Annotated in this window: 8 protein-coding genes; all 8 read right to left on the bottom strand. The window is 32.8% G+C overall.

Annotation, left to right across the window (positions count from 1 at the left end; translation table 11 throughout):
* Positions 1-315 precede the first annotated feature (315 nt).
* The 8 genes from ACFEL1_RS00320 to ACFEL1_RS00285 all read right to left on the bottom strand — a co-directional run bounded on the left by ACFEL1_RS00320 (position 316) and on the right by ACFEL1_RS00285 (position 12,875).
* Positions 316-1,737, bottom strand: coding sequence for an FAD-dependent oxidoreductase (locus ACFEL1_RS00320; RefSeq protein WP_375331084.1), 1,422 nt, complete (start codon positions 1,735-1,737; stop codon positions 316-318).
* A gap of 198 nt (positions 1,738-1,935) precedes the next feature.
* A complete protein-coding gene (gene ccmE, locus ACFEL1_RS00315; protein ID WP_342278451.1) occupies positions 1,936-2,328 on the bottom strand; it encodes a cytochrome c maturation protein CcmE in 393 nt (130 codons plus the stop codon).
* A 377-nt stretch (positions 2,329-2,705) separates the two neighbouring features.
* Entirely contained in the window at positions 2,706-3,980 is a 1,275-nt protein-coding gene (locus ACFEL1_RS00310) for an MFS transporter (protein ID WP_342279200.1), read from the bottom strand.
* Positions 3,981-4,216: 236 nt separating this feature from the next.
* Entirely contained in the window at positions 4,217-6,031 is a 1,815-nt protein-coding gene (aspS, locus tag ACFEL1_RS00305) for an aspartate--tRNA ligase (protein WP_375331083.1), read from the bottom strand.
* 131 nt (positions 6,032-6,162) lie between these two features.
* Positions 6,163-8,136 carry a UvrD-helicase domain-containing protein gene (locus ACFEL1_RS00300; RefSeq protein WP_375331082.1) on the bottom strand — a complete coding sequence of 658 codons (1,974 nt, stop codon included), beginning with the start codon at positions 8,134-8,136 and terminating at the stop codon, positions 6,163-6,165.
* 125 nt (positions 8,137-8,261) lie between these two features.
* The gene (locus tag ACFEL1_RS00295; RefSeq protein WP_375331081.1) at positions 8,262-9,149 is read right to left on the bottom strand and encodes an Rpn family recombination-promoting nuclease/putative transposase; all 888 of its coding nucleotides are present in this window, start codon (positions 9,147-9,149) and stop codon (positions 8,262-8,264) included.
* Positions 9,150-9,588: 439 nt separating this feature from the next.
* Positions 9,589-11,964, bottom strand: a complete 2,376-nt coding sequence (locus tag ACFEL1_RS00290; protein ID WP_375331080.1) for a glycosyltransferase — start codon at positions 11,962-11,964, stop codon at positions 9,589-9,591.
* Positions 11,961-12,875: an NAD-dependent epimerase/dehydratase family protein gene (locus ACFEL1_RS00285; RefSeq protein ID WP_342278446.1), complete on the bottom strand. Its 915-nt coding sequence runs from the start codon at positions 12,873-12,875 to the stop codon at positions 11,961-11,963. Before ACFEL1_RS00285 ends, ACFEL1_RS00290 begins: the two co-directional genes overlap by 4 nt.
* Positions 12,876-12,904: the final 29 nt, after the last annotated feature.

Genomic DNA, 12,904 nt, shown 5'->3' with positions numbered 1-12,904 from the left:
TATATAGTTTGTAAGCCAGCGAATTTCATCAGGGCTGTAGGATAAATTACACATAATTTATTAACTATAAGCCGGATACATGTATGCATTTGCATTTTTGCTATTAGATGTTATTTTTTTCTTGCATTTTACAGGAGGTCCATACATGTAGTCAGTAACGAGAATTTAATTCTACACTCCACTCGTCGCATAATACTCACGTTCTATAGCATAATTTCTGCTCATATTTATCTCGAAGATGAGACGTGAGCAGCGGAGATCTTTGGTCGCGGGAACGCCAATTCTTGAAGTTCACCGAGTATAACCTAAATTTGATCATAACTCTTCTAAGTAGTTTTTATAAAATTCATTAACAAAAATCATCTTTGGATCATATTTATTCTTTATTGTTTTAAATTGATGAAATTTTGGGTAAGATTGCATAAACTGCAACCTTGTTTGATAAGGTCTATAAGGAAGATAATAACTGCCGTTTAACTGTAAAGCTTTATTAGTTATCTTAATTGCCACTCTGCCTATATCTTGATCAAATTTCTCAGTTTTAGGACCACGTAATAACATCACAAAGCATAACATATCTTCTTTTGCATAATTTAGCAAAGTTTCAGAATCTCCCTCAATATGTCTCAAGGTAAGATTCATAAGATAAGGGCTAATATCCTTTTGAAGAGTCTGCAAGAAACTGACAAATTCATTAAAACGGTTTATAGGAATAAAATATTCTTGTAACAGATCTATTTTTTTCGGATCTTTAGTAGTATAGACTTTTGTAGACTGGTATAATAATTGATTACGTGATGCTGTTTTAAAAACTTTGTTAACCGCTTTACTTGTCTCAATATACCAACGAATCTTCTTAAAAAATTGGTTATTATAAGTGGAGGCAAATAATAAGCTAACAAATTCATCTGTTCCGTTTAAAACGGAAAGAGAAGAATTAGCAATTGGTAAATCATAATCTTCATATATCTTTACAATAAGCCTCTTTAAAAAGTATCTTTTGCTAATAGAAAACCTACCGAAGAACATATTGGCTTTTGAATTATCTTTAACCTCTCTCTGAAAATAGCTAGGAAATTCACCTATATTAAAAACCTCTTGTTTCAACCAATATAATCTATTTGGAACTATTTTAAGATCAACATCTATGATAACTCCAAACATTCCATAACCACCTATTGCAGCTTTAAACAAATCATAATTCTCGCTTCGATTACAGTAAATTACCTTCCCTTCAGAAGTTAAAATATGAAAACCATGAATGGTAGAAACCATTGGCGGTTTATTAGCTTGCCAACCATGAACATTAGTTGAGACTGTACCCCCTATGCTAAAATCATAATCTGATTGCATAACAGCAATAGATAAACCTAGAGGATTTAGGAATTCAATCACTTGTTTCCATGTTGCTCCAGCTTGTATCCTCACTAAGTTCTTTCCTAAAAGTTCTATATTATTAAGATTAGATAAGTCTAGAACTATACCACCCCGGCTATAGCTGTGTCCTCCTTGGCTATGCTGCGTTCCTTTCACAGTAATATGAATCTTTTTATCCTGTGCTTTGTTAATTATTTTTTTTATATACTCAATACTATCCTCTCTAGGAATAACTTCGTACCCAAAGATTTCAGTATCATGTAAGCTACCTGTATCACGAGTAACAGGTAAAGCTTGTACTTTAACTACAAAAAAACATGTTAAAATTAAGATGATTGGTAAGATGATTCGAATAATCATTATTGTCTCATAGCATATTTTTCATAGTACCCTACATTTTTTGTATAACCGTCATCGCGAGGCACCGTTAGGTGCCGTGGCGATCTCGTGAAGTGAGGAGTAATACTTTATAAGATTGCCACGTCGGCGATTCCATCGCCTCCTCGCAATGACGGTTGAAAGCCATATTAATAGTGGTTATACAAAAAATGTAGGGTACTATGTAGGTGAGGCTGGAGAATAATTCTCATCATGCTTAGTTAATAACTCACGAGCTATGAATATATTACCTGATAATTTACCTACAGCTACTATCCCTTGATTCTCACGAAATAAAGCGGGTAAAACCCCTTGGTAAGATATTTCTAGGTCTTTAATGTCATCTGTAATGACAAAATGCACTTTATCAGCAGTAATTTTTCTGATTGAACCTACTTTAACTAAGCCCCCTACTCTCAATTCTTTGCCAAGTTTTGACTCGTTAATTTTTGACGTAGGGTAAAAAAATACTATACTATCTTCAAGATTGTATAATACCATATATATTCCCCCAGCACTGCATAAAAGGTAAAATAATATAAACTTTAATCTATTTTTTACCTTTTTTTGCATTACTTAGATCTAACTTTAATTTTATAATAATATTAGCCTGACATTTCTTAGTCTGACATCTCTCTTGCATTATATCCTTTTAATTTTATGATTATTATAATCTCAATTTGGTATAAGATCTTTAACTCACCTCCTTACGCATAACCCCCACAACTGTTGAAAGTTTACAAATACCTATACCATAGCGTCTATTAGCGAGCGTAAGCGAAGCAATCTAGGAAACAATCTATAGATAATATTACTGGATTGCTTAGTCGGCTTTACAGCCTCCGTAGCTCATGACGTATAAAGAAGCTGTATTTACTAACTTTTAACAGTTGTGGGATGACATTGTTTTGACGCTAGTACTACAACTATAGTAGTATAAAAGATAAATTTTATAAATTGATATCAATTTGTAACTTAATTTTGTTTTTATAATCTTTCTCAAAACATTTTGCCATAAAATATGCTAATATTGCAAATAACATAAGATATATGATTGGCAATAATTGAAAATTTAGGTATCTCATTAATATTAAACAAACAGAACTAGCACTGCCAGACATCAACATTGACCCAATATTATGACCAAGACTTACTGCACGATAACGATCATTGACAGCAAAAGCTTTTGTCATGATACCATGAGAAAGAGCATTGAAAGGAGCAACAAAACATGCTAGCATTAAACAAGAACCCAAAGCTAAATTAACCATCTGATAGTTAACGGATATAATAAATAATAGACTAGATACAATAGTACCAAATAAGCTAAACTTAAATACTAACATTTGACTAAGCCGATCTGCTAACAAGCCAGCAATAGGCATAGGAATGGCAAAACATATGGTTATTAAAACTGAAAATGTACTAATAATGAAACTAGTTTGCGGTAGAACCATAGGCAAATATTGTTTCATAAACATAACGGATATTTGGTAAGTTGCACCAAATCCACCAGCAAGAAAGACTGCCATCAAAATAACTCGCCACTGCTTCTTAATTAAACTAGCCAAGCTTTGCGTCTTCGCTTTACTGTCTTGATTCTTTTTAAATTCCGGTGTTTCATCAAATGTTCGGCGAAAATATAAAACGATTAAAGCTAAAGGTAAACTAAAGAAAAAAGGAATACGCCAACTCCAATCTGGAAAAATATGGGCATTAAAAAAATTGGTCGCCCCATTCCCTAGTAATAAACCTACAACCCCAGTACAACGAGTTATTGCTGAAGCTGTATATCGGTATTTCTCCCCTAAATGTTCGATAACATAAATAGCCGCTCCATCATATTCTCCACCTATAAAAAAACCTTGCATAAAGCGACACAAAGCCAAAATTATTGCACCCCACACACCAATAGATGAGTATTCTGGTAGGAAGCCTATAACCATCGTAGGTATTCCAATACCTATGATGGTTATACTTAATGCAGTTTTACGCCCATACAAGTCTCCGATACGACCAAAAATCACTGATCCCATAGGTTTTGATAAATATGCTATCGCATAAATAGCAAAAACATTTATTAGATTAGTTAGATAATCAGTGTTTGGAAAGAATTTTGCTGCCATAATACCAGCAGAAAAACCATACAAACCATAATCATAATATTCAACTATTGTACCTAGAAATGCTCCGATAATTTTATTTCTTGTTTTTTTTTTCACTATATACTGCTCATAATTATAGTACTCTGATTAAGAACCATAGTACCCTACATTTTTCTATAATCGTCATAGCAAGGCTCTTTAGATGCCGTGGCGATCCAAGTAAACAGCTAAGCTGTTTTTTTAGAGTAACGCTTCGTGTATCCTAGATTGCCGCGTCGCCGCTTTTTCGCGACTCCTCGCAATGATGCTCGGAAGGACTCCTAACAGTAGTGACATAAAAATCTAGGGTACTCTGTTTAAGAACCTTCAGTTAACAATTTATTTCTGACTGAAGGTGCTAAGTTAATATTAAGCTCTTTTAAAGCTTTTTCATCAATATAATCAGGAGCATTCATCAATAAATCTTCCGCTTGCTGATTTAGTGGGAAAGCTATTACCTCTCTAACATTAGTTGAATCAGTTAATAACATAACCATCCTATCTATTCCAGGGGCTATCCCCCCATGTGGAGGGGCACCAAATTTAAAAGCCCTGATCATACCACCAAACTTTTTATCAACAACTTCCGGGAAGTATCCAGCAATCTCAAAAGCTTTATACATTATTTCCGGTTTATGATTTCTAATTGCACCACTAGATAACTCGATACCATTACAAACAATATCATATTGATAAGCTTTAATGGCTAGTAGATCATCTACTGTTTTGGCTGATTCTAAACCTGCCATACCACCTTGTGGCATAGAAAATGGGTTATGGCTAAAATCTATTTTTTTGGTTTGTTCATTTAATTCATAAAATGGGAAATCTGTTATCCAACAAAACTCAAAACAATCTTTTTTAAGTATATCTAATTCTTCCCCTAATTTAGTTCGTAGCTTGCCGGCAAGTTTAGATGCTTTATCAACTTTATCACTAGAGAAGAAGACAGCATCACCATTTTGTAGATTCGCTAAAGACTTTAAATTCAATAATTGCTCATCTGTTAGAAATTTAACAATAGGTCCTTTAGCTTGCCCATCTTCTAGGAACTGGATGTAAGCAAGCCCACTTGCCCCCTCGTAAGTCGCAAACTCTGCCATTTTGTCAAAGAAGCTTCTAGGTAAAGCAGAAGCTTTAGGAGCTGGCACAGCTCTAACAACAGAGCCATTTTTTATATTTTCTTTAAAAATAGCAAAGTTAGAATCTCTAAATAATTCTGTAACATCTGCAATGATCAGTGGATTCCTAAGATCCGGCTTATCAGAACCATATTTTAACATTGCTTGTTCATATGGAATTTGTATAAAAGGTGTATTTGATACTTCTTTATCAGAAAATTTGCTGAATATCTCATACATTACCGGCTCAATGGTATTAAATACCTCTTCCTGCGTAACAAAAGACATCTCCACATCCAACTGATAAAACTCACCTGGTGACCTATCAGCCCTAGCATCTTCATCTCTAAAACAAGGGGCTATTTGAAAATAACGATCAAATCCTGACACCATAAGCAATTGTTTAAATTGCTGCGGGGCTTGTGGTAGTGCATAAAATTTACCAGGATGCAATCTACTTGGCACCAAAAAGTCCCTAGCTCCTTCTGGTGAACTAGCCGTTAGAATCGGTGTTTGAAACTCCGTAAACCCTTTTTGCGTCATCAGATGACGTATATGAGCTATAACTTGCGATCTTAACATAATGTTATTATGTAATTTCTCGCGTCTAAGATCTAAGAACCGATATTTCAGTCTAGTGTCTTCAGGGGCAGGTTGATCAGAATTGATTAACAATGGTAAACTTTCAGCATTAGACTCAACTATAAACTCACTTACCAATATTTCAATTTTACCAGTCATTAACGAGTCATTTATTGTTTCATCACTCCTTGCTACCACTCTACCTACAACAGTTATAACTGATTCATACCTTAACCGACTAGCATCATCCATTAAACTTGGATTTTGATCAGTAAACACCAACTGGCTTATACCAAAATGATCTCTAAGATCAATAAAGACTAAATTACCGTGATCCCTTCTTCTATGTACCCAGCCGGATAATTTTACCCTTTGCCCAGCATCCTTTAATCGCAATTCATTACAATTATGCGTCCTATATTTATGCATTCTATATCTCTTAAAATGAAAAGATTATATAAAAATATCTCTATTAAGCAAGCAATTATCTTTTACCTAAAGGACAGCATATCATAAAAATTAACTACACTAATACCATTTATGAAATAATTTTATAAAGATTAAAAAGAAACTTTGTGTTTTGTACCTAAATAATTAAGTTGTTTAGTTGAAGAAGTTCTAACACAAACATTATCTGGTATTTCTCCAAGAAACCTAGAAGGAGAGGATCTTATTATTTCATAAAACATAAAACGACTTTCTGCATAAGTAATATATAGGTCTTTCTTAGCTCTAGTAATACCCACATAGGCGATTCTCCTCTCTTCTTCTAGACCTTTTTCACCCTCTTTTAGTGATCGCTGATGTGGAAACACCCCCTCTTCCCAACCTGGTAGAAAAACTAGATCAAATTCAAGACCTTTAGCAGCATGGAGCGTCATAATGCTAACAGAACCACCAAAATTTGATTCTAATTCCTCATTTTCCATTACCAAACTAGAATGTTCTATAAAATCTTGAATATTATCAAATTCTGCGATTGCTCTAAGCATTTCGTTAATATTTTCAATTCTGCCAGTTGCTTCATCTGTTTTTTCTTCTTGTAGCATCTCAAGATAACCTGATTCTTCTAGTAAAGATTTAGTGACATTAACAGCCGGGTCATTTTTATATCGAAAACTCCAATTATCGATATTACTAATAAATTTGTTTAGACTATCTTTGACTTTATTTTTAAAAGTTTCTGCTTGTAACATCTGACGAATGGCAGCAATAATAGGTATATTATGTTCAACCGCATAATCTTTTATTTGTTTTAATGTGGTATTACCAATAGCTCTCCTTGGAACATTTATTATGCGTTCAAGAGCAAGATTGTCACTATGATTTAAAGTGATACGTATATAGGCAAGTAAGTCACGTATCTCCATTCGTTCATAAAACTTAAGACCACCAATAATTTTGTATGGTAATGCATTACTAATAAACACTTCTTCAAATGCTCTAGTTTGGAAACCTGCTCTAACTAATATCGCAACTAATCCTGCATTATACTTTCCCTCTGTAACTAACTTGCTAATTTCAGATACAACGAATCTTGTTTCTTCTTTATCATTCCAACAAGATATAATTTTAATTTTTTCTCCATCATTTTTATCAGTCCATAATGTTTTACCGTGACGATTCTTATTATGGTCAATTACACTTGATGCAGCTAATAAGATTTTTGAGCTAGATCTATAATTTTGTTCTAATTTTATTATTGTAGCATTTGGAAAATCCTTTTCAAAACGTAATATATTACCAACTTCTGCACCCCGCCAACTATATATAGATTGATCATCATCACCAACACAGCAGATATTTTTTGAGCTACTTGCCAACATCCTTGCCCAAAGATACTGAACAGCGTTAGTATCTTGATACTCATCAATCAGAATATATTTATATTGTTCCTGATAATACTTTAATATTATAGGGTTTTTTATAAACAATTCATTATTGTAAAGTAGTAAATCCCCAAAATCTACTACATTAGATGCTAGTAAATTTTGCTGATATTCGTCATAGACAAATTGAGCCACTTTATGAATTGGTAGCTTAATATCAGATTCAGAAAGTTTATACGGCAATAACCCCTGATCTTTCCAACACGAAATAATAATATGTAAAAGTTTGGGAACATATTTTTTGGTATCTATATTTTTCTGCTTAACTATATCTTTAACCAATTTAAGCTGATCATCAGGGCTAATAATAGTAAACCTACTATTCAAGCTAAAATTCAAATGTTCTGCTTGCTGACGCAAAATTCTTGCTGCTATAGAATGAAATGTACCTATATTTAGCCCATAACAATCAATCATTTTGTTGATTCGATCTTGCATTTCTCTAGCAGCTTTATTAGTAAAAGTAACTGCTAGAATATTTTGAGGTAGAGTTAACCCTTGCTGGATTATGTTGGCTATTCTAGTCGTTAACACTTTAGTTTTACCAGTCCCTGCTCCAGCAAGCACAAGAATAGGACCATGTACATGGGACACTGCTAGCAGTTGTTGAGGATTTAATGAGTTTAGGAAACTTTGTTGTGTCATGATCTAGTACTACAATTGTAGATTAGTGGAGTTATAGTCAGATAGTTTGATATTTTATTTATAATGATGCCGGAAACATCAAAAACTTATCATGCCAATTCTCAATTTTTTAAAATTTCCATAAGCTAAACTTGAGGTTCATTAGCTACAAGAGTTAATTTTTGGATTTCCTCTATACTCAAACCAGTAGACTCAGCAATGACGTCAATTGATAATCCAGCTTGAAGTAAGTTTTTAGCTATAACAATTTTTTCTCTAGCTGCACCTCTAGCTTCAGCAACTTGCAATTCATCTCTATCGTTATAAAGTTTTTTTTGGTAATAGGAGTAGTTTGCCCTCTCTTCTTTGGTCATTTTGAGAATGTTAAGCTTATCCGCTACTTGGCTCATATAAGGCGAATGATAGTTTGGTGGTACTTTATCATATTTCATGACATGTAGCCAGTCATCAATCTCTTTCTCTAAACGATCATTAAACAAAGGCACTGATATATAAAAATACTCTGGTAGGATGTCAGTAGCATCAAAAACCTCAAAAGTCTCCATATTCTTAATATGCACATTTAATCTTTCATTAGTTTCTATCTCATGAATAATAGTTTTACCATGGTAAATAACTCCATTACCATTTCCTATAGGAAAATAGAGTAGGGATATATGAAATATCTTTATTATTTGGGTATAATCTTCTCTTTGAGCAAGGTTATCAACGATGAGTCTTGAGGTGTTAAAGCAGGCCTTATGAATGAAAGAATCCTTAACATTACGCTCGATTTCAATAATGCATTTATGATGATCTTCGTCTTCTACAATTACATCAGCTAGACTTCTTTTGCTTTTACTATCTTCTTTGTTACTCTCGGCCTCAAGTAAGGCTACTATTTTAACGTCCTTATAACCCTTGGTCTTAAGAAGAGCTGAGATAAAACCTTCTACTATAGCATAATCGCCTTTATCTTTCAGAAGGTACTTAATAGCATAGTCAAAGGAAATTAACGGTTTATCGTTACTCATAATAATTATTTATGTTATTAGTAGTGATTAGCTAATATAGCATAAAATCAATAGTACTACTAGCTTCATTATTAAATTAACCAACAGGGTAATTTAAAAGTCCCAACTAATGATAGAAAAGTTTGTTTTTTAAAATGCATAAATGTCATTGCAAGAAGCCGCTGCAAGCGGCGACGCGGCAATCTAAGATACGCGAAGCGTTACTCTAAAAAACAGCTTCGCTGTTTATCTGGATTGCCACGGCATCTAACGAGCCTTGCTATGATGGCTGTGTTTAATTTGTTTATACATGCTCAATCATTACGCTCTTAAGTTGACGCCTATGCACCACTTTGTGGCTCGCGATGACAACTATTTATTTCTATAATTTAGTATTTTCTATCATTAGTTGGGACTTTTAAACTGCCCTGTTAACCAATGTGGTTGAAGTTAAGTATAGTCAATTCATATGATTATCTTTTATAACCGTCAGCAAAGAGTTTTTTAAAACAAGAGCTTTTTCATTATATTTTTTAATGAAGTCAGGTAGCTTAGAACAAATTATATCAATATTTTGTTGAACCTTTTCTACGGCATTAAATATAGTTAACGGACAGTCAACACGGTTAACCGTTAACATATCACGTAAAAATTCATCATCATAAACATCCGCTGTAGGACCAACTAAGCAAGGCACTCCTAAACCTAGGCTTTCTAAAACTATCATAGGGGAACATTCCGAATTAGTAATGTATAAAGTTAAATTAGTATTTGCCATCAATTTTATTAATTCTTTATGTGGTAAATTCTCAGGAAAAACTTTAAGTTCTACATCTTCCATCATCCAAGAAGCATATTTATTGTTATCAAAAGAGAAATTAGTATAACAACAAACTCGATCTTTAAACATACTTATCGCCGCAAATTGAGGGTAGAGATTCTTGATCCATATGTTTGATGTACTCCATATACCAATTTTAAATTTACCAGGTAAATTTAAAATTTCTCGGGAAATTATCTTTTTTTCTAGCAACAATGGTATGAAGTTTTGTAATAGATAAGATTGTATACCATTGGCTATAAGAAATTGTTCTAGACCACTTTTCAGAGTAACAATGGCTTTAATTTTATGCCGCTTATATAAATTCAACCATCTATAAAAAATTTGGCAATGACCAATATTTACCCATTGGGCAGGAGAACCATGCCATAAATAGTAGATATTTAAACAATTATCCCCTTTCATTTCATGTAGCTTCTCTACTAATTGAATATGAACATCAAGCCCTCCAGATATAATTAAGTTTTTAATACCTGTCTTTATAAGTAATTTTGCTATTTGAGTAATAACTTTGTCAGGTAAATACGAGTTAATATAACTTATCAAAACGTTGAGTTTCCCCATAGGAAAAGGAATTGTTTTATCAAATAATCCTTTAGTGGAATTAGCAACTCCAAGAAAAATGCTAGGATAAATTACATAAATATCATCAATATCTTTTTGTCCTAGAGGCAGCGGATATAGATTTCCATCGTTGCTGGAATGACATCGATCTTGATTTTGTCCTTGATATTTGATTATAAAATTTTTAAAATTATCATAGTCATTTTTTGAAAAAAAAGAATAGAACATAGTAATTATTCGTCTAACAGACAACTTAACCCAAGAATATTTTAGAAGAAATCGTGCTATTTCTTTAAGAAAGGGGGGAAAAAGGATTTTTGAGAGTAGTCTATACGTTACAAAGGAAGAATCTTTATTATTAACAAGCTCTATATTTCTTAAAATTTGTTGTTTTGTTTGTAATATCTGTTTTTTGGTATGATTGTTTACTGAGTCTTCTATAAATGAATACCATAAGTTTTGCATTTGAGTTTTATTTGCAAAGATTTCCTGATAAGATAAACAGTTTTGTTGTTTAATCTTTGCTAATAGTTCCCTTTCAACATTTAATTTTTTTATTGCATTTATAAATCCTGTATGATTCCTGTTAATTATAAATTCATGCTGCACCTCAGGTAACACCTCCCTAGCAATACCTACATCCGTAGTGATAATTGCACAACCAAATGCCATAGCTTCAATGATGGTTAGCGGCGTTCCTTCTTGCACAGATGCTATTAGCAAAATGTCTGTTTTTTTTAAAATCTCCCAAATTTCTTGTTTAGAACGTATTAGCTCATTTTTATCCACTATACATCTTTTGATATGAATTCCATCTTTATCAAGCTGTTCTAGTGCCGGTATAATTACTGTTTTTAGACCTTTATAATCAGGAGTACTACTATGCCAACTTCCCCAAGAACTATTACCAATCCATGTTACAACTAAACTTGCATGATCTTCATCATGACTTGATTCCACATCATGAATTAGTACATTATCATAAATTACTTGCCAAGGCTTTGGATAATCTATGATATTTGCATAAATATCATATAATCTTTTAGAAGTAGTGTAGTAGTTATCAATAAATTGGAAAGTTGGTAAATTTTTTAATATTTCACTTTCACTTTCAATAAATAGATGATCAGGTATGCTAGTGGTAATGGTAGTATTTACTAATATTTCTCCTGTAGCCTTACTATTACTAGAATTATCTGCTATGCTTGTTAGTAATTCTGTCAGATAGCCACGATAGAAAAAATGTATTAATTTAATAGAAGTATATTGGTTTAATTTGATTAAAAAATCCTTATATATTTTGTAATCACAGCTGTAAATAATATGACAATCATATTGGTCACTTAGTAAAGATTGAACATATTGAGCGACGTTATCAAAAGCCCATCCCCTAACATCAGATACTAAAATCAGGGTTTCTTTTGAATTCATAAATTTACACTAAATAACTCTAATAATCCAGCTTCTAACCCATATACTGGCATATAATTTAAAAGTTGCTGAGCCAATTCTGTGCTGCCAACAGAAATATTTATATTCCCAGCCTGACTTGGTAGATATTTTATCCCTTTAACAATAGCAATCTTATTAATTAGTTGAATAAGTTCATTTATAGAATAGGTACGTCCCGTGCAAACATTTAGTACAGGGGCTGAGGTACTCGCAATAGACAAGGCTCTAACGCACATATTGGTAACATCTGAAACATGTATAAAATCACGACTTTGATTACCATCACCAAAAACAACCAACTCCTTACCTTCTTCTACTTTCTGTTTAAATATTGATATTACACCAGAGTAATCAGAACCTCTAAGTTGCCCTTTACCATAAACATTAAAAAGGCGTAAGCCACAGGTTTTAAGAGATTTAAGCTCACCAAAAACCTTAGCTTGCAGCTCACAGGCTAATTTATCCACTGCATAAGGAGAAAGCGGGTTTACCTTACCATTCTCTTGTAAAGGAAAGTCACTTACTGTACCATAAACAGCAGCAGATGATGCATATATAACTGGTATATTCTGTTTACTTGCCTGAAGGAATATATTAATAGTTCCCGTTAAATTCACTTGATGATTGTGATACCAATTATCAATTGATTCCTGTACATTTGCTATCGCTGCAAGATGGAAGCAACCATCAATATTTCTAAATAGTTTTTCTAAAATATCTTGATCTAAGATATTCCCTTGAATAAATTCAACATTTTTATTAAACGAATAATTAAAATTACCTGTTGAAAGATCATCTAATATTACAACCTGATTGCCTTCTTTTACTAGTAAGTTAACAAGATGTGAACCGATAAAACCAGCACCTCCAGTGACTAAATAATTTGACATATGGTATTAGTGCAGTTAATTTTTATGAT

This window comes from Candidatus Tisiphia endosymbiont of Oplodontha viridula, from assembly GCF_964264865.1.
Classification (GTDB): Bacteria; Pseudomonadota; Alphaproteobacteria; order Rickettsiales; family Rickettsiaceae; genus Tisiphia.
This window is presented reverse-complemented; position numbering and strand designations above follow the sequence as displayed.

Bases quoted from the DNA above. Each gene is read 5' to 3' on its own strand.
- ACFEL1_RS00290 (WP_375331080.1), bottom strand. From the start codon at position 11,964: ATGAATTCAAAAGAAACCCTGATTTTAGTATCTGATGTTAGGGGATGG.
- aspS (WP_375331083.1), bottom strand. From the start codon at position 6,031: ATGCATAAATATAGGACGCATAATTGTAATGAATTGCGATTAAAGGAT.
- ccmE (WP_342278451.1), bottom strand. From the start codon at position 2,328: ATGCAAAAAAAGGTAAAAAATAGATTAAAGTTTATATTATTTTACCTT.
- ACFEL1_RS00295 (WP_375331081.1), bottom strand. From the start codon at position 9,149: ATGAGTAACGATAAACCGTTAATTTCCTTTGACTATGCTATTAAGTAC.
- ACFEL1_RS00320 (WP_375331084.1), bottom strand. From the start codon at position 1,737: ATGATTATTCGAATCATCTTACCAATCATCTTAATTTTAACATGTTTT.
- ACFEL1_RS00285 (WP_342278446.1), bottom strand. From the start codon at position 12,875: ATGTCAAATTATTTAGTCACTGGAGGTGCTGGTTTTATCGGTTCACAT.
- ACFEL1_RS00300 (WP_375331082.1), bottom strand. From the start codon at position 8,136: ATGACACAACAAAGTTTCCTAAACTCATTAAATCCTCAACAACTGCTA.